Consider the following 25725-nt stretch of genomic DNA (forward strand, 5'->3'; position numbering starts at 1 on the left):
GCCTTGTCAGAACGCATATGACAAGGTCAGGCGCACGGAGCGCGGCTCCACCGGATGGAAATGCCGGTCGTTCACGCCTTCCGCTGCTTCCCCAGGCAAACGCGAGGCATAGTAATAATCAATGTCGCTGGCGCGCTTGTCGAACAGGTTGAATACGTCGAGCGAGACGCGCGTCTTGCGGTTGATCTGATACGCCACGCGCGCGTAGGCTAACGTCGTCGAGGCCGAGCGCACGCTGTTGTCCTCGATCAGGGGACGGGGGCCGAAGTAACGTAGCTGGAAGGCGCCCGACCACGGGCCCTGGTCCGTCACGGTCACGCCGAACGACGCCACCTTGTCGATCGAACCGGGTATATAGTTGCCGGCGGGGTCGTTTTCCGTATAGCGCGAGCGCGAAGCGGCCAGGTCCAGGTCGAACAGCAGCCACGGTGCGGCAATGTAGTGGTTGTTCCACTCGATACCGTGGCGGCGGCTGGCGCGGCTCGCCTCCGTCTCGCCCGCGTCGCCGACGAACAGCAATTCCGACGCGATGTCGAGGCGCCACAGGGCCAGCGAGCTTTGCAGGCCCGGCAACCATTCCGTGCGCGCGCCCAGTTCCATGCCTTTCGTCGGCACCAGCGGCGTGACGGGCGTGGATGGGGTGCCGTCGGGCAAGCGCGTCTGCGTCGTGCCGCGCGCGTCGTTGCTGTGAAAGCCCTTGCCGTAGTTGACGAAAAATTCCGTCTTGCTCCACGGCCCAAGTATCAATGACAGTTTCGGCGACACCACGTGATCGTTCGCCGAGCCACTGTTGCCGTCTATGCTGCTGTCCACCTTGAAACGGTAAGCGTCATAGCGCACGCCCGCCACGGAACGCAGCCACGGCAGCCATTGCACCGTGTTTTCGCCGTAGAGGCCGATGCTGCTTTCGCGCACCCGGTCTTCGCGCACCGTGCTCTGCCGCACGCGCTCCACCGTGTTGTACAAGCCCACGGGCGACAGCCGGTCAAAACGCGCCTGCACGCCCAGCTTGTTGCGCAGGGGAAGACCGAACAGCTCCATGGTCCAGCTTTCGCTGGCGTTCACGCCGGCCACCGTGCGCCGCTCGCTTTGCTGGAACTGGTCGCCCTGTTGCGGATTGGCAAGGAAATACGTGAAGTCGCTATTGAGTTCCAGCTGCGAGCGGATCAGGTAGGCGTCGAGCTCGAACAGCCGGTTGTCCGTGCGCTTGCGCATCGCGTACGACAGGCTGTAGCGCGAGGTGTCGCCGCCGTCGCTGGGCGCGAGGCTGCCAAAACGGCCGATCTGGCCAGACTCGACGGCGCGCAGCGGCACCTGGTCGGTGGCGTTCCAGCTGTTTTTATAGGCCATGCCCGTCACGCTGAAGCCGTCGTCTTGCGTGCCCTGGCTGTAGCGCAGCACGCCGCTGTATTTACGCACGCGCTCCGGCACGTCCCAGGGACCGCTGTTGCGGTGCACTTCCAGGCCGACCAGCAAGGTGCCTGACCCGGCAGAGAACGAATCGGCGACGACGCCGCGCACATAACCGTGCTGGCCGACGGAGACGCTGGCCTGGCCCTGCGGCAATTTGTCGGCCAGACGGATGCGGGCGCTGCCTGCCGAGGCGAAATCGCCTTCACCGGCGAAATACGGCCCCTTCTTGTAATCGATGCGCTGCACCAGCTCGGGAATGAGGAAATTGAGGTCGGAATAGCCTTGCCCGTGCGCATGCGTGCGCATATTGACGGGCATGCCATCGACATAGGTGGCGAAATCCGTGCCATGGTCAAGGTTAAAGCCGCGCAGGAAATACTGGTTGGCCTTGCCGTCGCCGCTGTGCTGGGTGACGATCAGCCCGGGCACGAATTCCAGCAATTCGCCCGTGCGCAAGGCGGGCCGGTTGACAATCAACTCAGTAGTGATGACGCCCTGGCTGGCCGCATCCGACGTGCCGACGGCGTTGTCATAGTGGCCCGCCACGCGCACGGTGCGTGCTTCATCGGCAACTGGAGCCGCCTCGGACTGGGCCTGGGCCGCCGCCTGGCGCCCAAAGCCCAGCAATGCCAGCGCACAAGCTGCTACCAGTTTGCGTTTTCTCAATCGCATCGCGTCTCCAGTTTTTATGATGTCAGTATGGGTCCAGGGCTTGGTCTAGCCTACCGGATATATACGCGGCCGGCTGCTTGTTTGGATTCAGCATTTTTCAAGGAGCGACCGTGGACCTGAGCGACAGTGCCGGCAAGGCAACAAAAACCGCCGCCGCGGCCGTGCGCAAACGCGATGTGTTGCCCTATATTCTGTTGTTCATCCTGCTGGCAGGCTTGCTGGCCGTGATGGCGGGCGCCCTGCTGCCGCCTTACTACCAGGCCGTGCCGGCCCTGCTGTGGAGCCTGGGCTTTTGCGTCAGCGGCATGCTGCTGGGCTTTTTGTTCGGCATCCCGCGCAGCCTGCCATCGGGCACCGTCAGCGCCGCACCGCCCGACGAGCGGAACAATGGCAAGAGCCGTCCCACGGACGAACCACCGGCCGCAGGGACCGACACGGCGGCCGCCGCCCCCAGCAATACGCTGTTCCTGGGCACGCCCACGCCCATGGAAATCAATTCGAATCTGGTGGAAGTGTCAGACTGGCTGACGAAAATCATCGTCGGCGTGGGCTTGATCGAACTCAAAAGCCTGCCCGGCAGCGCACGCAGCATGGCCGCCTTTATCGCGCCCAGCCTGGCCACGGATACGGCCACGGCGATGGCGGTGGTGGGCAGCATCATGCTGTTCTTTTCCGTACATGGTTTCCTGATCGGCTACCTGCTTACGCGCATCTACCTGTCCATCATGATCAAGCGGGCCGACAGCATGGTCAAGAACGAATCCGTGCGCCTGGAGAGCGGCAAGGAAATCGAGGTGACGGAACTGAGCCGCTTGCAGCAAAAGTCGCTCGATGACATGCAGGAAGCCGTCACGCAGCTGCTGCTGGCCTACCCGCCCGATGACGGCGCGCCAGTCACGGCCCTGGCCGGCGTGCCGACGGCGCAAAAGCCAGCCAGCCTGGTGCTGTGGCTGGACGACCATCCGCGCAACAATACCTTGCTGGTGGAGCAGCTGGAACGGGAAAACATCAAGGTGGACCAGGCCGTGTCGACGCGGCAGGCGCTGGCCATGCTGCAACAGAAACCGTATGCGCTGCTGATCACGGACATGGCACGGGTGGAAAACCGCCGGCGCATCAAGGATGCGGGCGTGCGCACGGTGCGCGAAGTGCGCCAGACCTTGCCGGAACTGCCCATCGTCGTGTATTGCAGCAAGGATACGGTCGCCAGCTACGGCACGGAAGCGCAGGCGGCCGGTGCCCGTTTCATCACCACCTCGGGTACCAGCCTGCTGGCGGCAATCAACAAGCTACTGCATGAGCAGCGCGAAGATGGTGCTCAGCCGCCGGCGTAGGCATAGCTGCCCACGTAATGGAGCGAACTGCGCTGCGGGTGCGCCAGCTGGTTCGGCGCAAACACGCAGACGGCCGTGTCGGCCAGGACGCTTTGCCCATCCGCGTCCGCACAGGCCTGCGCCAGCCAGCTGTCGGGGTACGACACGCCATCGAGCAACTGCGCCAGCGGCACTGGCGACGCCAGCATGGCGCTTTCAAAACAGGCCGGCTCGTAACACGTGAGGCCCGTTTCCAGCATGAATGGCGATGGCACGGCATCGCCATCTTCCGTGTACGTGGGCGACAAATATGCCTGCAGCGCTTCCCAGCTGGGGAAACGGCCGCTGCAGGCAAACACGTGGACGATGGGCAAAGTATTGGCCAACTACAGCTTCTCCATCTTTTGCCGCACGGCCGGCGCCGTGGCCGCCGTCGGCGCCAGTTCCAGATAGGTTTTATAGGCGGCTTTGGCCTTGGCCGCATCGCCAGCCTTCGCATACGCGTCACCCAGGTTCAGATAGGCGATGGCGCGCGACGGGTCCATCTTGACCGTGTTTTCAAACCAGCGGGCCGCTTCGCGGTATTTTTCCTGCTTGTAGAAAACAAAGCCCAGATTGTTGGCCGCCAGCGCGAAATCGGGACGCAGTTTCAGCGCTTCCGTAAATTGCGCTTCCGCCGCCGCATACTGTTTCTCCTTGTACAGCTGCAAGCCACGGTCGTTGGCCCGCTGCGCCAGCTGGCGCGTCGAGCTCGGCACGGCGCCCGGCGTGACGATCTTCTGTTCGCCGCCCTGCAAATCCTTGACCGTCACGCTGGCCGCCGCCGGCTTGGCGTCGAGCTTGCTGTTCAGGGCAATGGCTTCCGTCGACAGCTGCGTCGTGTTCGGACTGAGGAATTCCGTCTCGCCCGGCAATTCAAAGACGAAATCGCCCCCTTCCGAACCGGGCAAGCTGCCAAACGCGGGCGTCTGGTTCGACACGCTGGACACGGCCGGCGCCACGTAAGCCGCCAGTTCCGTCGCCGTGATCAGGCCGTCGCCGTTCAGGTCGCCCTTGCCCGCCAGACCTTGCAGCAGGGTCCACGTGAACACGGAGTGGCCGTTCGGCCCGCCATCGGCCACCAGCTGGTCGCCGCCGCCGGCCGTCAGCATTTGCCGGCCGATGCGCTTGGCATTGTCGCGCAGGAAGGAGCTGGAACCGGCGCCACGCGTCAGGCCCAGGCCGCTATAGCAGGCGTCCATGACGAAGAACGCGTGCTTGGCCGTCAGGGACTCCGCGATATTCTGGATTTCCGTCATCGGGATCGCATCCGTGGCGAACTGCGCCGGGTCGGAGTCGACGGGCACGATGTAGCCGAGGTCGCGTCCCGAGCTCAACTTGCGCGTGGCGCCGTGGCCGGCGAAGAAGACGAAGATACGGTCATTCTTTTGCACGCCGCCATGGGCCAGCTTGTCATGGAAGGCGGCCAAGATGTTGTTGCGCGTCGCTTCGCCATTTTTCAGGGTGACGACACGCTCGGGCGCGAACGCAAATTTCTCGATCAAGGTTTCGCGGATGCCTTGCGCGTCACGCACCGCATATTGCAATTTCGGCCATTTCGCATAATCGTCGATGCCGATCACGACGGCCCAGGAATTGGCGTAACCGGTGGTGACGGGCACTTTTTCCGGCGCGGGCGCCGAGCTTTTCGCTACCTGGAAGCTCGTGCCATCCCAGCCGGCGAATTGATAGCCTTCGGCGATCAGCTTGTCGAGCACGGCCGGCAAGGCTTTCACCGTGCGTTCGTGGATGTCGTGGAACAACACGATGCCGCGTCCCGCCTTGTCGACGGACGCCAGCACCCGGTTCGTGATCGAGCTGGGCACGGGGTCGGCCCAATCCAGCGAATCGATATTCCACATCACGGATTTCAAATGGGCATCGGCCAGCGCGGCCATGCCTTCGCTGTTGCGCGCGCCATACGGAAAGCGGAACAGCGCGGCCCGCTCGGGGCTGATGGCTTTCAATAACGTGTCGGTGCCGAGAATTTCGCCTTTCAGCTTGTCGCCAGTCTGCTTGGATAACTGTGCGTGGCTGAAACTGTGGTTGCCCACGGCATAGCCCTCTTTCATCAGCTTGCGGCTCACTTCCGCACCCGCGTTCAGCTTGGCGTGGCCTTCCGCGTCCAGGCTGCCCAAGTTGCGGCCCACGTTGAAGAACACGGCCGGCACGCCATATTGTTTCAGGATGGCGCTGATTTCTTCCGTGTAGCGGCGGTGCGGGCCGTCGTCAAAGGTCAGCACGATGGTTTTCTTCGGCAAACCCAGGCCGAAGATTTCCGCCTCGTCTTTTTTTGGCACGGGCTTGGCTTCGGGCACAGAACCTGCCGGCGGCACCGCATACGGCACGACGATGCCGTTTTCCTTCAAAATCTGTTCGCGGCTGTAGAGCTTTTTCAGCTGCGCCACGTAATCATCCCACCGTTCGCGCTTGAGCTCGATGGCGCGCTGGCCCAGGTTGCCGAAGATTTGCCGGATTTCCTTCTCGTAATTGCGCTCGATCTCGCCCAGCGCATCGAGGTCTTCGGAAATGCGTTTGTGCAGCTTGATCGCCGGCAAGGACGAATCCTTGGCGACGTCGGCCAGCATGCTTTGCAGCAGTTCGCGGAACGCCAGGCGGTCCGCGTCGTATAGGCCCGGATCGGACTCGATATACCTCAATAAACCGTCGAGCGCCTCGAAACGGCCCGGATTGGTAGGCGCCGTCAGCTGGTCGAGCGCGGCATCGAGCTTGGCGATGCGTTCCTGGTTTTCATGGAACAGCGCCTGCCCCACCTTGCGGGCTTCGTCGCGCGCGCCTTCGGGCAAGCTTTGCTCGTCGGCCAGCAGCACGATAATCTTGCGAAAATTGCCCAGCAAGTCGCGGAACTGGGCCGCCACGGCGGCCGTATCGACGGTGGACTGGGGCGCGGCGGCCGGGCTGCCCGAGGCCGGGGCGCCTGGCGTGGCGGTGGCGGCTGGACGGGTAAACGTGTAAATGCCCGCCCCAGCGGCGAGAGCCACGACGACGGTGGCGGCGATCTTGATCGGCTTGGAAGTCACAGGCTTGTCATTCCCTTCACATACTATGCATAGAATTCGGATGGCGCGGATGCGCAGATGCATAATTGTAAAGCACGCATGGCACATGCTCAGCCCGCACGCTGAATTTGGGCAATAATATGCCGGCAAACCTCATCGAACGTACGAACAGGAAAGACGATGCACAAGAAACTCTGCGCTGCGGCGCTGATGCTGGGCGTGGCCCTGATGATGCTGCAACTGCGCGCGCATGCGGGCGACGACGTGGTCAATGTGGCGGGACGTGTATGCTTGCCGCACTGAACCACGCCCCACGCTGGCGCTACACCTTGGCCGGCTCCCAGTAATTGGCCAGGCCCAGCTTTTTCAAGCCTGCCGCCACGAAGCGCGGTTCCAGCAATTCCTCCGCCGTCAAGGGCTGGCGGATCAGCTTTTGTTCCTGCGCAAACGCCAGCACCCGGCGGTAATGGCGGTACACGGCGTCGTCGTACAGGGGCGACCAGCGCTCCTTCCACTGCAGGCCCGGATCGTCGTAGCTGCGCCGCACCACGCTGTCGGGCGTGCCATTGCGCGTGCCATCCTTGATGATCGCTTCGCGGTTGCCGTCGAGCGCCGCCCAGTGCTGGGCCCGCAGCCAAGCCGTGGCCACCAGTTCGGCGATGTCGGGATGGGCTTGCGTAAAGTCGCGCCGCGCCCACAGTTCCGCGCGCATCTTGCGTTCCGGCAGCCCCTTGCTGGACCAGATGATGCGGCCGATGCCCTTGTCTTCCAGCGGATAGCCATTGATCATGAACAAGGCATCGACGGCGCCCGTGGCCAGCGCGGCCGTGCCAGGCTTCAAATCCATATTGATCAAACGAAAATCCGTGGGCGACATGCGCTGGTCGGCGATCAGCTGGCGCAAGCCCAGTTCCCACGGCCGGCCCCGGTGCACGCTGATGCGCTTGCCCTTCAGCTCGGCCAGGGACGTGGCGCGCGAACCGGTGGGCACCAGCAGGAACTGGTCCGTGCCCCGCCCCGCCGGCACGATCACCTGCGTGCGTACGCCGCCCGCGTTGAGGATGACGGATGGCAAGTCGCCATATGCTGCCATGTCGATGCGGCCGCTGGCGAACGCCTCGTTCATGGTCGCGCCCGTGTCGCCGGTGACGGGCAGCCACTCCAGCCGCACGCCCCGTTGCTTCAGTTCGCGCGCCAGCCAGCCTTCCTGCTGTACCCGGTAAGCGATGCCGCCCAGTTCCGCCTTGCCGTTTTCCGCAAAACCCGTCGAGGCGATGCGCAGGGCCGCCGGCGGCGCCCCCGCCCCTTTCGCTGCCGACACCGCCGACACCGCCTGCCCCGCCAGGGGCAGCAAGGCTAGCCCGCCCATCACCGTGCGTCGCCGCATCGCATTCTCCTCATCATCGAACATGGCCACTGTTGACGTGCTTCCCGCTCAGGCCGCACGGCGCGTCTGCGCCAGCGCCGCTTCGAAGGGACGGGGGTCGATCCAGGCGCGCACGTCGACCTTGCTGGGCAAGAAATTCCAGCGGAACAAAAAGTCGCTGAAATCCTGCAAGCCGGCGACCGACGTTTCCGCCAGGTCCGTGTCCAGCCGCAGATGGGCATCCTTGCCGTACGCCACTTGCACCCAGTGCTCGCTGGCATTCGATTCGCGCGCGAGGAAACGCCGCGTCTCGTCCGCATGGCCGCGCGCCCACGCTTCAGCCCGCAACACCTGGTCGACCAGGGTCACGGCCGAATTGAAATGGTTGTCGAGCAGGTGCGCATCGACGCTCAAGGTGCGCGGCGTGCCGTTGTTGGCGCGGATCAAGGGTTCCGGATGAATGCCCGTGTCGATCACCGTGTGCAAGCCGAATTGCTGCGCCAGCAGGGCCGCCGACGCGCCTTTCAGGAAGATGGCGTCCACCTCGCCCCGCAGCAGTCCCAGCAGTTCGGGGCTTTGGCCGCCGCGCCGCGCGCCGCTGAACAGATTCGTCGCCGCACTTTTCTCCGGCGCCGCTTCGCTCTGGCCGGTGTTGACCACATAATCGACCAGTTCCACGTCGGACACAGCCAGCCCTTCCAGGCTCAGCGCGTTTTCCAGCCCGCGCAAGGCTTGCGCGCGCGCAAAGTCGATCTGCGCCTTGGCCCATAAGGGCAAGCCGAAGCGCCGCCCTTTCAAGTCGCGCACGGTCTGGATGCCGCTGTCGGGCAGGGTCAATATCAGCTGCGTCTCGTCCGACCACGACAGGCCGATCACGCGCGTCTCGCGCCCCGCCGCGCGCGCCCACAGGGCGGGAATATTGCCGCCGTGACGCACGGAATTTTGCAAGGTATGGTCGAAATGCGATTCGCGCACGGCTTCCTGGTCCGATTCGCGCAGCGAGCGCAAGCTGGTGCCGTCGGCGCGCAACGCTTCTTCCAGCCAGCCTTGCTGCAGGGCTATCCCCAGGCCCGTCGGAACGGGGCAGCGCGTGTACCACAGGGTGTCGAGAGTGTCATTGCTCATGGTGTATCTCCAGAGTGGGTGGACCAGTCAAAAAGGAAACTACAGCGCCATCCTGCGCGCCCATTCATTGCCATCCCACAAGCTGCTGGGGTGTTCTTCCTGCGTCACGGGCGCATGCGATTCGTCAAGGTCGCTGAAATCCGCATGCAAGCCATCGCGGATGGCGACAAAACCTGGCGAACCGCGCTGGCGCGGGTGGGCCAGCGGCACGTCTTGCACCCGGCGCACCTTGCCCGGGCGGGCGTCGAGCACGACGATGCGGTCGGCCAGGTAGACGGCTTCATCGATGTCATGCGTGACCATGACCATGGTGATGCCCTCGTCTTGCCACAATCGGCGCAGTTCCTGCTGCAAGCGCAAGCGGGTCAGCGCGTCGAGCGCACCGAGCGGCTCGTCCAGCAGCAGCACGTCAGGCCGCCCCACGAGGGCGCGGGCAATCGCTGCCCGTTGCGACATGCCGCCCGATAACTGATGCGGGTAGGCATCCGCATAGCCATCGAGGCCCACGCGCGTGATTTCCGCCGCCACACGCGCCGCGCGCTCGGCCGGCGGCACCTTGGTATTGCTGAAGGCCACGGCCACGTTCTGCTGCACCGTCAGCCAGGGGAACAGGCGGTGATCCTGGAACACGAGGCCCCGGTGCAGATCCGTGCCGCGAATCGGTACGCCATCGTGCAGCAGCAAGCCCGTGTAATCCGTATCCAGGCCCGCCAGCAGGCGCAGCAAGGTGGATTTGCCGCAACCGGACGCGCCCACGATGGCGACGAATTCGCCCGGGGCGATGGTCAGCGAAATATCGTCGAGCACAGGCAGCGGCGCGCCTTTCAGCGAAAACGACTTGCTCACGTGCTGCACTTGCAAGCCGCCGCTCAGATGCTGCTGTTGCGGCGACAAGGCCGAGGGGGAAACGAAATCATTCATGGAGCACTCTCTGCGGTGGGGGCGAGGGAAGGAATGGCGGCGGGCGGCGCCCGGCGCAGCCAGCGGCTGCCGTGGAAAACCAGCCAGGCGGCCAGCCACGGAGCCAGCCAGATCAGGAACACATTGCGCAAGCCCGTCAGGTCCGCCAGACGACCCGCCGCCAGCGCGCCAGCCGTGCCGCCCACCATGCCGAACAGGGTCAAATGGGCCGAGACCCTGGCCTTGTCGACGGGCGCGCGGGCGATATTGTCCGTGTTGACGAGGTTATTCACGCCCAAGCCCAGGCCGAGCAGCACGGAGGCCGCCAGGTAGGCGATGCTGTTCGGCCACAGGCCGAGGATCAGCAAGGCGGCCATGATGGCCAGGTGCGCGCCGCCATACAGTTGTTCGCGGTAGCGGCTGGCCAGCACGAAGCGCCCCAGGAACAGCAGCACCAGCACGCAGCTGAGTCCCTGCACGGCCATCAGCCAGACGGAGTGATGCGCAGGCCAGTGCAGCACGCGGATGGCCAGCAAGATGGAAAACACGCCCACGCTGGACGCCGTGAAGCTGGCGAGGATTTCAAACAGGTACGTCACGCGCACAACGGGCAGGCGCAGCAGTTCGCGCAGGCTGGCCGCGCCGGGTACGGCAACATGCCCCTCCTGCTTGCGCGGTGCCGTATTGTCAGGCAACACTTGCCAGCCCAGCACGGCGAGGATGGCGAACATCAGGGCGGAAATCAAGAAGCCCGCCTTCAACCCCAACTGCGCGATCAGGTAATTGCCGCACAAGGGTCCGAGGAATTGCATGCCCAGGATCAAGGTCCCCTTGTACCAGCCCGCCTTGCCCTGCCCCAGTTCCGGCAGGCGCACAAGGAAGACCGTGCTCATGGCTACAATGCGCAGCGAGATGCACAGGCCAACCAAGAACATCAGCAAGGCCACCCATTGCCAGCCGGGCAGCCACGGCAGCACGCAGAAGGCCAGTGCCAGGCTCAGGCTCACACCCGCGTACAAATGCTTGGGGTTGCCGCGTGACAAGATATAGCCGGCAGGAATGGTACCCAGCGCCATGGCCAGGGTTTCCGCGCTGCTGATCGCGGCCAGCTGAAAATTGCTCACGTGCAGGTGCAAGCCCAGCAAGGTGGCCAGCACCTTGTTCATGCCGATGGTCACGCCCGACAGCAGGGTCAAGCCGATAAAGCGCAGCAGAAAGGCGCGCAGCTCGCCTTCGCGCGCGCTGACGGCCGCGTCTGACTGGAATGGCAACGATTCACTCACTGCTGCGCCCCTTCACCAGCAAACGCGCCAGCCGCGCAAACGCCACGTTCATCGCTTGCGCCAGCAGCGCGATCACGAGCACGGCCAGCAAGACGACGTCCATGCGGCCCGACACTTCGCCATTGAGCAGCAAGGAACCCATGCCGGGGCCAGCCGAAAACAGCAGTTCGCCGCCCAGGCAAGCGAGCCAGGCAAACGCCAGCGCATGCGTGACGCCCGTGACGATGGCCGGCATGGCGCCCGGCAACAGAATCTGGCGCAGGGTCTGCCAACGCGTCAGGGTCAGCACTTGCCCCACTTCGCGCAAGCGCCCTTCCACCTGGCGCATGCCCGCATACGTGTTGAGCACGGTAGGATAGAAGGCGGCGATGGCGATCACCAGCAGCTTGGCGCCGTCGCCATTGCCCACCCACAAGCCCAACAAGGGAATCAGGCCCAGCAGCGGCACTTGGCGGATGCTGTGGAACAGCGGGCCGATCAATCTGTCGGCCAACGGCGACTGCGCCATCAGCGCGCCCGTGACGATGCCGGCGCTGCCGCCCAGCAGCAGGCCGGCCAATGTCCTGCCCAGGCTGGTGCGCAAATGCACCCACAGTTCGCCCGTCAAGATCAAGTCGCGCAAGCTGTGCGCCAGGTCTCCCAAGGAGACAAAAATGTAGGCGGCCGCCGCGCCCTGTCCTGAGGCCCATTGCCAGGCGCCCAGCAAGGCCAGCGGCAACAGCGCGCCCTTGATGATCAGTATCAAACGCTGCTTCATGCTGCGCCTCCCTTACCATTTCCGTTACGTTTCCAGCGCATCAGCCGTGCTTCCAGCGCGTGGCAGAGCCGGTCCAGGCCAAAGCCGATCACGCCCGTCAGCACCACGCCCACCATCACCACGTCGAGGCGGAACATTTGCCGGCCCATTTCCATCATCTGGCCCAGGCCGCTGTCGGCGGCCAGCAATTCCGCGCCCACCAGCACCATCCACGAGCGCGACAGGGCGATGCGCATGCCCGTCAGCGCGGCAGGCACGATGGCGGGCAAGACGATCAGGCGGATGCGCTGCCAGCGCGAGAAGCAATACACTTGCGCCACTTCAAAATAGCGCGCAGACAGGTTGCGGATGGCGTCATGCACGGCCAGCGCGACGATAAAGAAGCTGGCCTTGGCGACGATAAACACCTTGAAACTCTCGCCTATGCCGAACAGCAAGATAAACAGGGGAATCAAGGCCACCGTGGGCAGCTGGCGCAAGACATTGAAGGTCGGGTCGACATAGCTGCGCAAGCCCGGCGACAGGCCCAGCAAGACGCCAAACGCCAGGCCCGCGCTGGCGCCCAGGCCGAAGCCGGCCAGCAGGCGGAACAGGCTGATGGCCAGGTGCTGTCCCAGTTCGCCGCTGTCGGCCAGGTCGCGGGCCGTCAACAGCACCTGCCATGGCGACATCAAGATGTGCGCAGGCATCCATTCGAAGGTGGTGGCGGCCGTCCACAGCAACAGCAAGACCAGCGGCGACGCCCACACGGACCAGGGCGAGCGCACGAAGCGCCGCAGCCGGGGAACCGAAGCCGCACGCGCTGGCGCAGGGGCGCGCGGCAAGGCGATAGTCAAGGAAGTCATGGCGCCCAGTAAGTTTGCAATTTCAGCTGCGCCAGCGCCTGGTTGACGAACTGGGGCGCGAACAGGCTGTCGACCTGCAGGGGCCGCGCTATCAGGCCCGCGCTCTTCGCATACGCCGCCTCGCCCACGTAATGCTGGCGCAGGCTAGCCGTAAACAACGGCGACCAGCGCGCCTGCCACGGCGTATGGTCGCCCGCCAGTTCGCGCCGCACGACGCTTTCCACCTGGCCCGCAGCCGCCTCGGTGCGCACGTACTCGTCTTCGCCGCCGGCGCCCGCGGCCCGGTGGTGCTCGCGCACATAGGCCGTCACCACGAGCTGGGCCAGCTGCGGATAGCGTTGCAGGAAACCGCTGTCGGCCCACAGCTCGGCGCGCATCTTCCAGTCCTGCGGCGGCGCCTTGCTGGACCAGATGATCTTTCCGACCTTTTTATCCTCGAGCAAAAAGGCGTCGCTGAGGGTAAAAAAGGCATCCGCGCCACCGGTCGCCACGGCCGCCGCGCCCGCCTGGGGATTGAGGTTGAGGATTTTCACGTCGCGCAAGCTCATGCCATTGGCTTCCAGCAGGCGCGCGAACGGATATTCCCACGGCCGGCCACGGTGCAGCGCGATCTTCTTGCCCTTCAAATCCTTGATCGATTTGGCCGTGGAGCCGTTCGCCACCACCAGATAAGTATTGTTGGCGCTGCCGCCGGGCAAGATCAGCCGCGTCTGCAAGCCCGAGGCATTGGCGATAATCGATGGCAGATCGCCATATTGGGCCAGGTCGATCGAATGGTTGGCAAACGCTTCGTTGACTTGCGTCGCCACGGAATTGGTCGTGACGGGCACCCATTCCAGCTTCACGCCCAGCTTGCCCAGCTCGGCCGCCAGCCAGCCTTGGGAGGCCACCTGGGCGGCCGAGCCGGCAAACACGGTCTTGCCGGACGGCGCCGTGCGGGCCACGACGGCGATGCGCACGGCGGCCGGCAGCGGATCGGCGGCAGCCGCGATCGTTGGCGCCAGCAGGCTGGCCGCCACGGCGGCAGCGAGTACTTTGCGCCAGTTCAAACGTAAGAATTGCAATGACATCGGGGGCCTGTTCTTGAAAGGGTTACACCAGGTCGGTGGCAGGCAGCAGAGACAGCGCGCGCGCCGTGTCGATCAGCTTGCTCATCTTCCATTGCTGCAGCAGCACGCCGGGGCCGAAGTCGCGCGAACCGCCGATGGCTTCGGCCGCGATCTGGATCTGCGCGCCCTCTTCCAGCAGCAGGATGAATTCGGCCAGCTTCAGCAAGCCCTGCTTGCCCCACACGGTGGCGCCGCCGTTCGCCTCCAGGATGGCCGTCGCATGCGTATTGCGCGCGATTTCGCCGAGGATGAAATCGACTTCCGGCTGGCGGCGGTCGATATAGATGGGAATTTCGCGGATCAGCTGAAAGCGCTGCACGGGCACGTAACGGATCGGCAGGGTGCGGTGCGTCTGCGCCCACGCGCCCAAGGACGGCGAATGCACGTGCGAGATCGACGTGACTTCCGGCCGCTCGCGGAACAGTTTTAAGTAACGCGCGCCGCCGTTGTTCGCATCGCCCACGATCACCGTGCCATCGAGCGCCAGCACGGCCGCCTTCAATGCCTGGCCGCGGCGGAACGGACCCGGATCGTTGACCACCACGACCTTGTCGCCGCCAGGGGTGCGCTCGACAAAGCCCACCGTACCGTTGGCCGTCAGGCTGCCTGTCTCGCGCAAGCCGTCGAAGGCGATCTGCGCGTCGCGCCGCACCTGCTCCACGAAGGCCAGTTCGGCCGCCGTCAACTCCTGCACCTGTACTTGTTGTGCTTCCGCTTGTGCCACGTCCGTCATGTCATGCTCCATTTGGTTGGGTTGGAATACGGGTCAGTCATGCCTCTACTTTCGCAAGACGCGTGCCAGCGCCGGGGCCGCGAAAATGGTGGGGCGCTGCTGCCTGCGCAACAGCGGTTGCTGGCGTGGCAGCAGCGTTGTGGAAGCGCGCTGTCGGCAAGCCAGCAAGCGGCGCGGGCACGTTTCCTGCACGGTTCAAGGCTCCACCCATCACCAAGGAATCCCATGACTACCGCACCATCTCCCGCTGCCGATACCGTCTGGTTCACCCGCTGTCCCGTGCCCACGGCCACGGGCCTGGCCTATAAACTGGGCTGGCTGGACGAGGAATTCTCCCGCGACGGCATCGCCTTGAAAACCCTGCAGGAAGTGGGCGGCGAACTGGCGCGCCACCATTACGACCACGGCTTGTCCACGCTCGTGCGCGAAGGCGGCAACCTGCTGGCCCTGCCCGCGCGCGCGCAAGGGGCGCCCACGCGCCTGATCGGCCTGACGTGGATCGATGAATGGCAAGCCATCCTCGTGCGCCCCGGTTCCGGCATCACGACACCGGCGCAGCTGCAGGACAAGCGTCTGGCGCTGCCAGCGTTTCGCGCCGAAGACTTGCGCGAAAACCGGCGCGGGCGCAGCATCGCGCGCGGCATGAGCCTGGCCGGCTACAAGGGCGTGCTGGCGTCGGCCGGCCTCACCTTGGACGATGTACGGCTGGTGGAAGTGGGAGGCGACGCCCAGGCATCGGCCAATCTCGGCGCGGGACTGTGGCAAGGCATCGCGCCGCTGCTGCGCGGCGAAGTCGATGCCGTCTACGTCAAAGGCGCGGCGGCGGCCGAAGCGGCCCGCGCGGCGGGACTGGAAGTGGGGATCGACATCGACGCCCTGCCGGACCGGCGCTTCCGCGTGAATAACGGCACGCCGCGGCCGATCACCGTGCATGAAACAATGCTGGAGCAGCATTTCGAACTGGTCGTGCGCTTTTTGACGCAGACACTGCGCGCCGCGCACTGGGCCCGCAGCCACCAGGCCGACGTGCTGGCCATCCTGCAGGGCGAGACGCGGGCCGGCGCCGACGCCGTGGCGGAAGCCTACCGCGACGGTTTTCATCTGACCCTGGCGCCCGACCTGTCCGATGACAAGGTGGCGCTGTTCCGCCAGCAAAAGGATTTTCAGCTGCAGCACGGTTTTCTTGACCGCGACGTGGATATCGAGAGTTGGATCGACCGGCGGCCGCTGGAGGAGGCGCAGCGGCGGCTGGAGGCGCTGCTGCGGGTGGCGGCTTGATGCGGTAGTGGTGTTGTCGGCTTACGCTGCGCTAAGCCGACCTACCGCTGCGTTAAGCCGACCTACCGCTGCGCCAGGCCGGCCTACCTGATCAAAAAAATGGCCGGCGAGTTTGCCGGCCTTCACATCAATCAATCGCCATCAGAACTGGATCGTGTACGACGCCCCCACCGTGCGGCCCTGGCCGATGATGACGGTGTCGCCGTTGACGGCACCCGGCACGAAGCTGGTCAAGGTGTGGTTGCGGTAGACCTTGTCGGCCAGGTTGTTCGCATACGCCGTGATGCGGTGCTTGCCGCCCGGGAGCACATACGACAGGCGCGCATTGGCCAGCGCGAAGCCGCCCTGGTTCAGCAGGTCGCGCGCGGCGTTTTGCGGGTCGACATAATAGTACTGCTTCGATGTGTAGCGCACGTCGCCGCTGAAGACCAGCTGCGCGCCATTGCCCAGCGGGTAGCGGTAATCGGCCGCCAGCAAGGCCGTCACGTGGGGCGAGCGCACGAATTCATTGCCGGAGCGGTCGCCGCCATTGTTCTGGATGGCGAAATCGTCGAATTCCGTGCGCAGCAGGCCGATATTGGCGTTGATGTGCAAGTTGTCCGTCGGCTGCGCCTCGATCTCGAATTCCGCGCCGTTCACGTGAGCCTTGCGCACGTTCTGCAGGTAATTGACGCTTTGCGTGGGGTCGCCGTTGTACACGCCCGTGATATTGACCTGCACGTTCTTGTAGTCATAGTGAAAAACGTTGGCGTTGAAATTCAAACGTCCATCCAGCCATTCCGACTTGATGCCCGCCTCGAACGAGTTCAGGGTTTCCGGCTTCACCGTGTTCAGCGCCCGCGCGTCCGTGGCGCTCGTGTTGTAGCCGCCCGACTTGATGCCATGCGCGTATTTCAGATAGCCGCGCAAGGTGCGGCTGAAGCGGTATTCGGGTGTCACGTCATACGTGAGCGCATTCCACGTGGTCGAGGGATTCGACGTGAAGTTATTGTTGGCCACCGACGCGGCCGCGTAATTGCCGCCCCGGACCGTGTTCCACCAGTTGGCCGCATCGCCAAACGTCACCGTATTCGATGCGGCCTGCACGCGCTGCAAATCGAGGTCCTTGGTTTCCGTCGTCCAGCGCAGGCCAAAGGTGGACAGGAACTGTTCGCTGAAGTTGACGGTCGTGCTGCCGAAGATGGCCGCGCTGCGCGCCTTGTGCTGGTAGATGGTGCGGTTGTAGCCGACGGGCTGGGTGCTGCCCGCCAGCGCCGGCACCGTGCCGTTGGGCAGGCGCGCGCCGGCCGAATCGGAATCGATCTTTTCATTGAAGTAGAACAGGCCCGCCACCCAGCTCACGGCGCCGTTTTGCGGCGACGTCAGGCGCAGCTCCTGCGACACTTGCCGGCTACTGGCTTTTGAACGGCTGCGGCCCACTTCCAGCGGCGTGTTGTCGCTGTCGCCCGTCGCTTCGTTGCGGAAGTTTTCATAGCCGGTGATCGACGTCAGGGTCAGCTCGCCCAGCGCATATTCCAGGTTCAGCTGCGCGCCGCCCTGCTTCACGTCGCTGTCGGCCGGCGCGTTCGTGCTCACGTCATCGGGATTGGTGCTGGGGATGTAGCCATTGCGGTAGACGCCATTGGCGCCATAGCTGGCCACCGTCGTCGTGGCGCCCTTGGTCGTGTAGTCGCGGTAATGCAGGTTCAGGTTCGCCGTCAGGTCGCGCCCGATCAGGGCCTTGAGCTGGCCGCGGATGGCGCTGTCCTTGAGTTTTCCATCGCGCTCGCCCGTAAACTGGTTGTGGAAGCGGCCCTTGTCCTGCTGCTCCGTGTGGAAGGACAAACGCCCCGCCAGCACGTCGTCGACCAGCGCGCCGCCAATGGCGCCTTCGGCCAGCTTGGTGTCGTAGCTGCTGTAGTCAAGCTTGGCGTAGCCGCTGGACTTGAACGAAGGCTTGCGCGAAATGACGTTGATGGCGCCGCCCGTCGTGTTCTTGCCCCACAAGGTGCCTTGCGGGCCGCGCAGCACTTCCACCCGGTCCAGGTCGAACAAGGGAAAGCCCGTGGCGCTGGAATTGCTGATGTAGACGTCGTCGAGGTAGAAGCCGACGGGATTCGGGAAATCGATCTGCTGCTGGCCCGCGCCGACGCCGCGTATCCACCAGCGTGGGCGGCCATGCTGCTGCGTGCCGGCCGAGGCGTTCGGCACGTAATTGAGGATTTCGCTGGCCGAGCGGCCGATGCCCGTGTCGAGCAGCTCCTTGCCACCGAGGACCGTGATCGCGCTCGGTACCTTCTGTGCCGATTCCTCGCGCTTTTGCGCCGTCACCGTCACCGATTGCAGGGAGGCGCCCTCGCCCCCGCCGTTCGCGTCGGCCGCGGCAATGACATCGGCGGTCGGCGCTTCGGCATGGGCCATGCTGGAAGCGATCATCAGGCCGCCGATGGCGAAGGCCGAGCGCAGCGCGCGGCGCACCGGCGTCAAATGAAAGGGGAAAGAAGAAACGGCGGCGGGGGCAGTCGAACGGCGCATGGGTGATTATCCTTGAGTAAAGTCAAAACGCGAGATGGTGATGACCTGCATTGCAAGGCGCATGCCCGCTGCCGCAGCGCAGCAAAATGGTGCTCAAGTGATTGATTTCAAAGGAAGACTATCGAATTGATAGTGCTGTTGATTTGGCAGCAGCGGCGCCGCCGCGTGCTGCCTGCGCGACAGCAGGCGGTGACGCTGCTGTCGCGCCAACAGGGAAAGGATCAGGCAGCGCGCAAGAGTGCCGACGTGTGTCCGCGCACGAGCGGCAGCACTTCCTCGCCCACCCGGTACGCTTCTTCCAGGTGCGGCGTGCTGGCCAGGATGAAGGCGTCGGCACCCAGATGCACCAGTTCGTCGAGGCGTTCGGCCACCTGCTGGTAGCTGCCGACGATGCCCTGCGTCTGCCCGCCGCGCAGCAAGTTGAAGCCGGACCAGATGTTCGGCGCCGTGATCAAATCCTTGTAGCTGTTCAGGGTGGTCGGGCGGTTGCCCCGCTGGCGCGCCGCGCCCACGGAATCGCCGCCATCGGCACCGAGGAACTGGCGCAAGGTGGCGGGGTCCACGGCGTCAAAGCCCTTGCGCACTTCGTCCCACGCTTCTTCTTCCGTGGCGCGGGCCACGATGTCGACGCGCACGGCGCATTTGATCTTGCGGCCCAGCAGCGCCGTCTTTTCATGCACGCGGGCGAATTTCTCGCGCAGCTGCTCGAACGGTTCCAACCACGTCAGGTAGTAATCGGCGTGTTTCGAGGCCGACCCGAGGGCCGCGTCCGAAGATCCCGAAAAATAAATCTCGGGGAAGTCCTGCTCCGACAGCGGCGTGGCCAGGCCAGCATCTTCCACCTGGTAGAACTTGCCCTGGTAGGAAAACGGCCCGCCACGCCACACGCCGCGCACCACGTCGAGAAATTCCGTCGTGCGCGTGTAGCGGTCGTCGTGGCCGGCCGAATCGCCCCACCACAGCTGCGCCGGACCGCCGCCGCCCGTGATCACGTTGTACAGGGCGCGGCCGCCCGTGGCCCGCTGCAGGCTGGCCGTCATGCGCGCGGCCACCACGGGGTTCAGGAAGCCGGGCTGGAACGGGATCATGAAGCGGAAGGTGCTCGTCTCGCGCGCCAGCAGCGCGGAGATGGCCCACGGTTCGTCCGTCATGGGAAACGAAGGAATCAGGCCGCCCTGAAAGCCCGACAGCTCGGCCGCGCGGGCGATTTCCGCCAGATAGTCGATATACGTAAAACCGTCGGCGCCGCCGCCACCGAGGCCGGCCTGGTGCAGGTTGTCATTGCCGGGAAACCAGTCGCCGCGAAACGGCGTGCGGGCGCGGTGCGAACTCGGTTCGCCATGCGTGGGAATGCGCCAGAAAAAATCGATTGCCATGTAGTGGTACTCCTTCAAATTAGGGGATTCAGGCCGCTTGCCGTTGCGTGTACAACGCCGCCCGCACGCGGGGCAGCACGTGTTCACCGATGCGGTAGGCTTCCTCGAAATGGGGGATGGCTGCCAGCACGAAGCTGGAGACCCCCGCCTGCGCATACGCTTCAAGCGCGGCGCTGACCTGCTCGTAGCTGCCGACCAGGGCGCCGTGGGCGCCCGTCTGCGCTTGCGCAAAGCCGGGCCAGAAGGCAGCCGTGCCGCCATCAAACGCACTATCGTCGGGCAGCCCCGAGCCACTGCGGTAGCGGCGCGCATCGCGCAGTGCTTCCTCGGACGTTTCGCGGGCCAGCACGTCGATGCGGACGCCGGCCGCCACTGCGCGCCCCAACTGGTGCGCCTGCGTTTGCAGGCTGGCGATGGCCGGCTGCAAATCCGCGCGCGGCGCCGCATCGAACACGTGCACGTCGGCCTGGCGCGCCGACAGGGCCAGCGCCTCCGGGCTGTCCCCGTTCAGGTAGATGGTGTTAATGGGATGGTTCGCCAGCGGCCCCTTGAAGCCGCCGTCCTGCACCTCGAAGAACTTGCCCTTGAAGCTGAACGGCGAAGTACTCTGCACGCCGCGCGCCACTGTGATGAATTCATCAATGCGGGGCAGAATATCGGCGTCCGGCACGGCATCGCCCTGGCGCCGGCGCGCCGCGGCATCGCCGCCGTGACCGATCTGCCAGGCAAAGCGCCCGCCCGTAAAGCGCTGGAAGCTGACCGCGTTCTTTGCCGCGTACACGGCCGAACCCCAGGCCGCGTCGAATTCGGCGATCAGTTTCAGATGCCGCGTGCTGCGGGCCAGGTAGCCTGCGACGATCCAGCTTTCATCGCCCTGCGTATCGTGGCGTATCTGGATGCCGTCGAAGCCCGAAAGGTCGGCCGCGCGGGCGATCTGGTGCAGGTAGTCGAAATAATTGAAGGGCGGACGCGCGCCGCGCGGGTCGCTCACGCCCGCCTGCAAGGGACTGGGCGCGCCAGCGTTTCGCTCGCCCCTGCGCGTGATGCCGGGCGCCGCGTAACGGCCGTCGCCGCTGGTGGGCAATTGCCAGATGAATTCGATGGTCATGCATGGACTCCTGTCGTGGATCGAAGAAAAGGTCGCGGCGCATCATGCGTGGCGATCTGCCCTTCTCTCCTCGCAGAAAACATGCCATGCGCTGGCTACCCATCGACGCCCGAAACTGCTGCTTGCGCAGCAATCGGCTGCAGCCACGGCAGCAATGTGTTGCGCGCGCAGCAGCCATGAAAAAAGCCGGAGCCGCATCGCTGCGGGTCCGGCTCCATTGGCCAAGTCGCGTGGCTAGTCGATGGCACCCGCCTTTTTCAAGAAGGTGCGCAGGATGTTGCGGCTCAGGTTCAAATGCCTCGCCGTGCGCACCTGGTTGCGCTCGTTGCGCTCCCACGCCGCGCGCACCAGTTCCTGCTGCATGGCTTCGAATTCCACGGCTTCGCCCGAGTCGAGCAAGGCTTGCCAGGCGCGGGCAAAACGCTCGGCGGCCAGCATATCGTCCTGGCAGGCCGCGCCATGGGCCGCGTAGGCGATGTCGGCGCCGCCGGCCCAGGCATCTGGAACAGGCGCAGAGACAGGTGCGGCGGCAGGCGCGCGGTGCCAGCCCGACAAACTCAGGTCCTCGGCGCGCACGACGCCGCTGCGGCAGACGAGCAGCGCGCGGTGGATGACGTTTTCCAGTTCGCGGATATTGCCCGGCCATGGATAAGCGAGCAAGGCCTGCTGCGCATCGAGGCCCAGCTCCACCTCGCCCAGGTGCAATCGCTGCGCATAGATGGCCATGAAATGGCGCGTCAGCGGCATGATGTCGCCCGGACGCTCGCGCAAGGGGCGCAGCGGCAGGCCGATCACCTGCAGCCTGTAATACAGGTCTTCGCGGAAGCGCCCTGCCCGCACGGCTTCGGCCAAGTCCACGTTGGTGGCCGCGATCAGGCGCACGTCGATGGGGATGGCGCGCCGCGCGCCCAGGCGCACCACTTCGCGCTCCTGCAACACACGCAGCAGCTTGACCTGCATCGCCAGCGGCAAGTCGCCGATTTCATCGAGGAACAGGGTGCCGCCGCTGGCCGTCTCGAACCAGCCCGGCTTGCCCTGCTGCGCGCCCGTAAACGCGCCTTTTTCATAGCCAAACAGTTCGCTCTCGACGAGGGTTTCGGAAAACGCGCCGCAGTTGATCGCCACAAAGGTCTGCTCGGCGCGCCCGCTCAAGCCGTGCACGTGGCGCGCAATCAGTTCCTTGCCGGTGCCCGTTTCACCCGTGATCAGCACCGTCGCTTCGCTGGGGGCGATGCGTTCGATCAGCTCGTGCAGCTGGCGCGAACGGGGATCGGCAAAGACGAAGGCCGTGGCGCGCACCAGCAAGCTCATTTGCTGCGGGTCGCGGAAGGCGACCAGCGCCTCGCTGTCGCCGTCATCGCCGGCGCCCCGGGCAAGGTGGGCGCTGCGCGCGAAATCGCTGCTGAAATTGTGGGCTAAGAGTTCCATGGGCCGACTATACCGCGCTCCATCCGCAGGCGTGAACGAATGGTGCCGCGCTAGCTTATCCGGATTTTGCATATGCGGGGCGTTGGCCCGAACCTTGCTGCGGCAAGGGCGCAGGCAATGACGCCTGCCCGCCAGCCCGCACACGCTGCTGGCGCGGGCCGCGTGAGCGCGGTTCGACTAAGCCTGGTCCGGATCGAAATGCTTGCGCAAGCCTTGCCAGCACTCGAAATAGTCATTCTGCAGCAGTTCGCCGTTCAAGGCGAATGGCGTCGGCTTGAGGATGGTGCGCGTCTCGAACATGAAGGCCATGGTATCGGCCACCTTCACGGGCGCGCACGTGTCGCTGTGCGAGGCCTTTTCAAACGTCTGCGCATCGGGACCGTGGCCGGACATGCAGTTGTGCAGGCTGGCCCCGCCCGGCACAAAACCGGCCGCCTTGGCGTCGTACACGCCGTGGATCAGGCCCATGAATTCGCTGGCCACGTTGCGGTGGAACCAGGGCGGGCGGAACGTATGTTCGGCGGCCAGCCAGCGGGGCGGGAAGATAGCGAAGTCGATCGCGCCGAACTGCGGATTTTCGCTCGGTGCCTGCAGCACGAGGAAGATCGACGGGTCCGGATGGTCGTAGCTGATGGAACCGATGACATTAAAGCGGCGCAAATCGTATTTGTAGGGCGCGTAATTGCCATGCCAGGCCACCACGTCCAGCGGGGAATGGTCGAGGGTTGTGCGCCACAGATGGCCGCCGAACTTGGCCAGCAATTCGCATTCTCCGTCGATATCTTCATAAGCCGCGTGCGGCGTGAGGAAGTCGCGGCTATTGGCCAGGCCGTTCGAGCCGATGGGGCCCATGTCCGGCAGCCGGAAGGCCGTGCCGAAGTTTTCGCAGACATAGCCGCGCGCCGCGCCGTCGGGCAGGGTCACGCGGAAGCGCACGCCGCGGGGGATCACGGCAATTTCCTGCGGTTCCAGCTCGATCAAGCCCAGTTCCGTGGCGATCGCCAGCCGGCCTTCCTGCGGCACGACCAGCAATTCGCCATCGGCCGAATAGAAGAAGCGCTGCATGGAACGGTTGGCCGCATACACATGGATGGCGCAGCCGCTCATCGCTTCGGCGCTGCCATTGCCGGCCATCGTCTGCAAGCCGTCGATGAAGTCCGTTGGCGTCGCGCTGTCGGGCAGCGGCAGCGGATCCCAGCGCAGCTGGTTCGGTGGCGTGGGCGGCATGGCGTGGAAATCGCTGACGATGCGGGTGTTTTCCACCAAGGTGAATGGCGGATGCTGGCTGGCGGGACGGATGCGGTACAGCCAGGAGCGCCGGTTCTGTGCGCGCGGCGCCGTGAAGGCCGTGCCCGAAAGTTGCTCAGCATACAGCCCCAGCGGCGCCTGCTGCGGCGAATTCTGCCCTTGCGGCAAGGCGCCGGCGATGGCTTCCGTGGCAAATTCGTTGCCGAAGCCGCTCTGGTAGCCGGCGCCTATCATGCGCGCTCCGCCAGGCCGTCGGCCGCGTCGCGCAGCAAGCCCTGCACCACGTCAGCCTTGCCGATGGCGCCCATGGCCAGCAAGGCAAAGCGGGCCAGGAACAGGGGCGAGCGCTGTTCGCCCAGGCCGCCCATGGTGTGGCATAGCTCGGTGTAAAGATTATCCAGTTCGATGTCGGTCATGCTATCTCCTTAATAACTTTTACTGACCCGCTGCGCAAAGTGCTGGGGTCAGACCCGGCGGGGGTGCACGCCCCAATGGGGCGCGTACCGCTCCCGAAGGGACTGACCCCGGATTTAGCCAGCGCTGCTGCCACCTGCTCCGCCTGCACTTGCCGCCAGCGCCCCAGCACATGCCCATCCGGCCGCACGAGGTAAAAACTGCCTGGCAAGGCATCGAACAGCGGGAATACCTGCGCCGTGTGGTCCCACGCGTCCCCTTGCGCCCCGCTGCGGGCGATCGCCACGGTCGTCAACGGCAATGTATCGCCCAGCGCCAGCAATTCCGCAGGCACGCAGCCATCGTCGCTGAAGTACAGCCCCGTGAAATCGCCATCAGTGCGGTTCACCAGATCGGTAATATACCCCGCTTTCTGCCCGCCGTTGTGCAGCAGCGCCAGCGGACACTCGGGCAAGACCGTGCCCGGTGCGGGACCGGCGGCAAACGTCGCACTATCTGGCGTATTCAAGGCCGACTGCGCATACGCGATGGCGCTCGTCTGGCGCGGGTTGATCAAGGAGCGCACGTGCGCGTGCTTGCCCGCCAGCCCCAGCACGGCCGTGCGCATGAGATCGAAGGCGAACGTGGGCGGCGCCATGAATTCCGTGCTTTTGGTGCCGTGGCGCAGGTTTTCATGAGCGGCGTACACGCGCTCATCCGAATAGCTGTCCAGCAAGGCATGCGGTGCCTGGCCCCTGACCACGTAGGCGAGCTTCCAGGCCAGGTTATCCGCATCGTCGATGCCGGAGTTCGCTCCGCGCACGCCGAAGATGGGCACCAGATGGGCCGCATCGCCTGCGAACAGCACGGGGCCGTGCCGGTATTTTTCCAGCGTCAATGCGTTGGCTCTATAGATGGTGATCCACACGGGATGCCAAGGCTTTTTCTCCCCCATCATGGCCAGCAGGCTGTCGACACGGGGCGCCACGTTTTCCAGCAGCACGGCCGCCTGCGCATCCTCGTCGTCGCGCAACTGGTAGTCGATGCGCCAGATATCGTCGGGCTGCTTGTGCACGAGCACGGTGGAGCCAGGATTCGACGGCGGATCGAAATACGCGAGGCGCTCCGTCGGGCGGTCGCTCTTCAGGTGGATATCGACGATCACATAGCGCCCTTCATAGCTGGTGCCCTGCAATTTCAGGCCCAGCGCCTCGCGCACGACACTGCGCCCGCCATCGGCCGCCACCAGCCAGTCCGTGTCGATCCGGTAAGTGTCGTCGGGCGTGGCCACCGTGACCGTGGCGCCATCGGCGCGCCGATCCACGCCAGTGACCCGCGTTTGCCAGCGGATATCGATCAGCTCCGGCAGGCGTTCGGCCGCATCGAGCAGGAATTGCTCGATATGGTATTGCGCCAGGTTGACCATGGGCGGCAGCTTCTGGTTCGCGTCTTGCGGCATCGTGAAGTGCAGCACTTCCTCGTCGCGGTAAAAACTGCGCCCACCGGCCCACGGCAATCCTTTGCTGATAAAGCCGTCGAGCGCGCCCAGGCGTTCGATGATTTCCAGGCTGCGCCGCGAGATGCAGATGGCGCGGCTGCCCGTGCAGACGCCATCGTCGGCCTCGATCAGCACCGAGCGCACGCCGTGGCGGGCCAGGCCCAGGGCCGTGGCCAGGCCCACGGGGCCGCCGCCGACGATCAACACAGGAACATGTTGCGTCGATCCGCCCGCCGGCTTGCCGGGCGGATACACCTTCGGCACATGGGGATAAGGGTGGAACGTGTCGCTCATGATGGTGTCCTCT

21 protein-coding genes are annotated in these 25725 nt (G+C 64.9%); 3 read left to right on the plus strand and 18 right to left on the minus strand.

Annotation, left to right across the window (positions count from 1 at the left end):
- Nucleotides 1-6: 6 nt before the first annotated feature.
- Nucleotides 7-2085: a TonB-dependent receptor gene (locus OPV09_RS16720; RefSeq protein ID WP_338678827.1), complete on the minus strand. Its 2079-nt coding sequence runs from the start codon at nucleotides 2083-2085 to the stop codon at nucleotides 7-9.
- A gap of 110 nt (nucleotides 2086-2195) precedes the next feature.
- On the opposite strand from OPV09_RS16720, the gene OPV09_RS16725 reads away from it, so the two are divergent.
- Nucleotides 2196-3419: a response regulator gene (locus tag OPV09_RS16725; RefSeq protein ID WP_338678828.1), complete on the plus strand. Its 1224-nt coding sequence runs from the start codon at nucleotides 2196-2198 to the stop codon at nucleotides 3417-3419.
- Here the strand turns inward: OPV09_RS16725 and OPV09_RS16730 are convergent.
- Both OPV09_RS16730 and OPV09_RS16735 read right to left on the minus strand, forming a co-directional pair.
- Nucleotides 3404-3784 carry an immunity 22 family protein gene (locus OPV09_RS16730; RefSeq protein WP_338678829.1) on the minus strand — a complete coding sequence of 127 codons (381 nt, stop codon included), beginning with the start codon at nucleotides 3782-3784 and terminating at the stop codon, nucleotides 3404-3406. The two genes, OPV09_RS16725 and OPV09_RS16730, sit on opposite strands and share 16 nt — an antisense overlap.
- Nucleotides 3785-6478, minus strand: coding sequence for a polysaccharide deacetylase family protein (locus OPV09_RS16735; protein WP_338678830.1), 2694 nt, complete (start codon nucleotides 6476-6478; stop codon nucleotides 3785-3787).
- Nucleotides 6479-6637: 159 nt separating this feature from the next.
- On the opposite strand from OPV09_RS16735, the gene OPV09_RS16740 reads away from it, so the two are divergent.
- Nucleotides 6638-6760, plus strand: a complete 123-nt coding sequence (locus OPV09_RS16740; RefSeq protein WP_331776465.1) for a hypothetical protein — start codon at nucleotides 6638-6640, stop codon at nucleotides 6758-6760.
- A 19-nt stretch (nucleotides 6761-6779) separates the two neighbouring features.
- Here OPV09_RS16740 and OPV09_RS16745 read toward each other — a convergent pair whose 3' ends face one another.
- From OPV09_RS16745 to OPV09_RS16780, 8 genes are read right to left on the minus strand one after another with little or no spacing between them, the layout of a single operon-like run.
- A complete protein-coding gene (locus tag OPV09_RS16745; RefSeq protein WP_034756498.1) occupies nucleotides 6780-7844 on the minus strand; it encodes an ABC transporter substrate-binding protein in 1065 nt (354 codons plus the stop codon).
- Between the two features lie 48 nt (nucleotides 7845-7892).
- On the minus strand, nucleotides 7893-8948 hold the full coding sequence (locus tag OPV09_RS16750; RefSeq protein WP_219328696.1) for an ABC transporter substrate-binding protein: 1056 nt from the start codon (nucleotides 8946-8948) through the stop codon (nucleotides 7893-7895).
- Nucleotides 8949-8987: 39 nt separating this feature from the next.
- Nucleotides 8988-9869 carry an ABC transporter ATP-binding protein gene (locus tag OPV09_RS16755; RefSeq protein ID WP_338678831.1) on the minus strand — a complete coding sequence of 294 codons (882 nt, stop codon included), beginning with the start codon at nucleotides 9867-9869 and terminating at the stop codon, nucleotides 8988-8990.
- Complete coding sequence (locus OPV09_RS16760) at nucleotides 9866-11131, minus strand: MFS transporter (RefSeq protein ID WP_338678832.1); 1266 nt, start codon at nucleotides 11129-11131, stop codon at nucleotides 9866-9868. Before OPV09_RS16760 ends, OPV09_RS16755 begins: the two co-directional genes overlap by 4 nt.
- Entirely contained in the window at nucleotides 11124-11888 is a 765-nt protein-coding gene (locus OPV09_RS16765; protein ID WP_338678833.1) for an ABC transporter permease, read from the minus strand. The genes OPV09_RS16760 and OPV09_RS16765 overlap by 8 nt, the downstream gene beginning before the upstream one ends.
- Entirely contained in the window at nucleotides 11885-12733 is an 849-nt protein-coding gene (locus tag OPV09_RS16770; RefSeq protein ID WP_338678834.1) for an ABC transporter permease, read from the minus strand. The genes OPV09_RS16765 and OPV09_RS16770 overlap by 4 nt, the downstream gene beginning before the upstream one ends.
- Nucleotides 12730-13803: an ABC transporter substrate-binding protein gene (locus tag OPV09_RS16775; protein WP_034755832.1), complete on the minus strand. Its 1074-nt coding sequence runs from the start codon at nucleotides 13801-13803 to the stop codon at nucleotides 12730-12732. The genes OPV09_RS16770 and OPV09_RS16775 overlap by 4 nt, the downstream gene beginning before the upstream one ends.
- Before the next feature lie 22 nt (nucleotides 13804-13825).
- Nucleotides 13826-14575 (minus strand): class II aldolase/adducin family protein, encoded by a 750-nt coding sequence (locus OPV09_RS16780; protein ID WP_070302797.1) that lies wholly within the window; start codon nucleotides 14573-14575, stop codon nucleotides 13826-13828.
- 225 nt (nucleotides 14576-14800) lie between these two features.
- On the opposite strand from OPV09_RS16780, the gene OPV09_RS16785 reads away from it, so the two are divergent.
- Entirely contained in the window at nucleotides 14801-15853 is a 1053-nt protein-coding gene (locus OPV09_RS16785) for an ABC transporter substrate-binding protein (protein ID WP_219328703.1), read from the plus strand.
- Nucleotides 15854-15994: 141 nt separating this feature from the next.
- On the opposite strand, the gene OPV09_RS16790 is transcribed toward OPV09_RS16785, so the two are convergent.
- From OPV09_RS16790 to OPV09_RS16820, 7 genes are all read right to left on the minus strand, one after another.
- Nucleotides 15995-18367, minus strand: coding sequence for a TonB-dependent receptor (locus OPV09_RS16790; RefSeq protein WP_338678835.1), 2373 nt, complete (start codon nucleotides 18365-18367; stop codon nucleotides 15995-15997).
- Nucleotides 18368-18588: 221 nt separating this feature from the next.
- On the minus strand, nucleotides 18589-19743 hold the full coding sequence (locus tag OPV09_RS16795; RefSeq protein ID WP_338678836.1) for an LLM class flavin-dependent oxidoreductase: 1155 nt from the start codon (nucleotides 19741-19743) through the stop codon (nucleotides 18589-18591).
- Nucleotides 19744-19771: 28 nt separating this feature from the next.
- Entirely contained in the window at nucleotides 19772-20851 is a 1080-nt protein-coding gene (locus tag OPV09_RS16800) for an LLM class flavin-dependent oxidoreductase (RefSeq protein ID WP_338678837.1), read from the minus strand.
- Between the two features lie 234 nt (nucleotides 20852-21085).
- Complete coding sequence (locus OPV09_RS16805) at nucleotides 21086-22279, minus strand: sigma-54 interaction domain-containing protein (RefSeq protein ID WP_083292638.1); 1194 nt, start codon at nucleotides 22277-22279, stop codon at nucleotides 21086-21088.
- Between the two features lie 177 nt (nucleotides 22280-22456).
- On the minus strand, nucleotides 22457-23761 hold the full coding sequence (gene hmgA, locus OPV09_RS16810) for a homogentisate 1,2-dioxygenase (RefSeq protein ID WP_338678838.1): 1305 nt from the start codon (nucleotides 23759-23761) through the stop codon (nucleotides 22457-22459).
- Complete coding sequence (locus OPV09_RS16815) at nucleotides 23758-23943, minus strand: DUF2783 domain-containing protein (protein WP_034755818.1); 186 nt, start codon at nucleotides 23941-23943, stop codon at nucleotides 23758-23760. The genes hmgA and OPV09_RS16815 overlap by 4 nt, the downstream gene beginning before the upstream one ends.
- Complete coding sequence (locus tag OPV09_RS16820) at nucleotides 23940-25712, minus strand: FAD-dependent oxidoreductase (RefSeq protein WP_338678839.1); 1773 nt, start codon at nucleotides 25710-25712, stop codon at nucleotides 23940-23942. Before OPV09_RS16820 ends, OPV09_RS16815 begins: the two co-directional genes overlap by 4 nt.
- Nucleotides 25713-25725: the final 13 nt, after the last annotated feature.

Origin of the sequence: Janthinobacterium sp. TB1-E2 (assembly GCF_036885605.1) — a bacterium.
Taxonomy (GTDB): Bacteria; Pseudomonadota; Gammaproteobacteria; order Burkholderiales; family Burkholderiaceae_D; genus Janthinobacterium; species Janthinobacterium aestuarii.

Bases quoted from the DNA above. Each gene is read 5' to 3' on its own strand.
- OPV09_RS16780 (WP_070302797.1), bottom strand. From the start codon at position 14,575: ATGACGGACGTGGCACAAGCGGAAGCACAACAAGTACAGGTGCAGGAG.
- OPV09_RS16740 (WP_331776465.1), top strand. From the start codon at position 6,638: ATGCACAAGAAACTCTGCGCTGCGGCGCTGATGCTGGGCGTGGCCCTG.
- OPV09_RS16765 (WP_338678833.1), bottom strand. From the start codon at position 11,888: ATGAAGCAGCGTTTGATACTGATCATCAAGGGCGCGCTGTTGCCGCTG.
- OPV09_RS16795 (WP_338678836.1), bottom strand. From the start codon at position 19,743: ATGGCAATCGATTTTTTCTGGCGCATTCCCACGCATGGCGAACCGAGT.
- OPV09_RS16750 (WP_219328696.1), bottom strand. From the start codon at position 8,948: ATGAGCAATGACACTCTCGACACCCTGTGGTACACGCGCTGCCCCGTT.
- OPV09_RS16800 (WP_338678837.1), bottom strand. From the start codon at position 20,851: ATGACCATCGAATTCATCTGGCAATTGCCCACCAGCGGCGACGGCCGT.
- OPV09_RS16770 (WP_338678834.1), bottom strand. From the start codon at position 12,733: ATGACTTCCTTGACTATCGCCTTGCCGCGCGCCCCTGCGCCAGCGCGT.
- OPV09_RS16815 (WP_034755818.1), bottom strand. From the start codon at position 23,943: ATGACCGACATCGAACTGGATAATCTTTACACCGAGCTATGCCACACC.
- OPV09_RS16805 (WP_083292638.1), bottom strand. From the start codon at position 22,279: ATGGAACTCTTAGCCCACAATTTCAGCAGCGATTTCGCGCGCAGCGCC.
- OPV09_RS16755 (WP_338678831.1), bottom strand. From the start codon at position 9,869: ATGAATGATTTCGTTTCCCCCTCGGCCTTGTCGCCGCAACAGCAGCAT.
- OPV09_RS16775 (WP_034755832.1), bottom strand. From the start codon at position 13,803: ATGTCATTGCAATTCTTACGTTTGAACTGGCGCAAAGTACTCGCTGCC.
- OPV09_RS16720 (WP_338678827.1), bottom strand. From the start codon at position 2,085: ATGCGATTGAGAAAACGCAAACTGGTAGCAGCTTGTGCGCTGGCATTG.
- OPV09_RS16820 (WP_338678839.1), bottom strand. From the start codon at position 25,712: ATGAGCGACACGTTCCACCCTTATCCCCATGTGCCGAAGGTGTATCCG.
- OPV09_RS16745 (WP_034756498.1), bottom strand. From the start codon at position 7,844: ATGCGGCGACGCACGGTGATGGGCGGGCTAGCCTTGCTGCCCCTGGCG.
- hmgA (WP_338678838.1), bottom strand. From the start codon at position 23,761: ATGATAGGCGCCGGCTACCAGAGCGGCTTCGGCAACGAATTTGCCACG.
- OPV09_RS16790 (WP_338678835.1), bottom strand. From the start codon at position 18,367: ATGCGCCGTTCGACTGCCCCCGCCGCCGTTTCTTCTTTCCCCTTTCAT.
- OPV09_RS16785 (WP_219328703.1), top strand. From the start codon at position 14,801: ATGACTACCGCACCATCTCCCGCTGCCGATACCGTCTGGTTCACCCGC.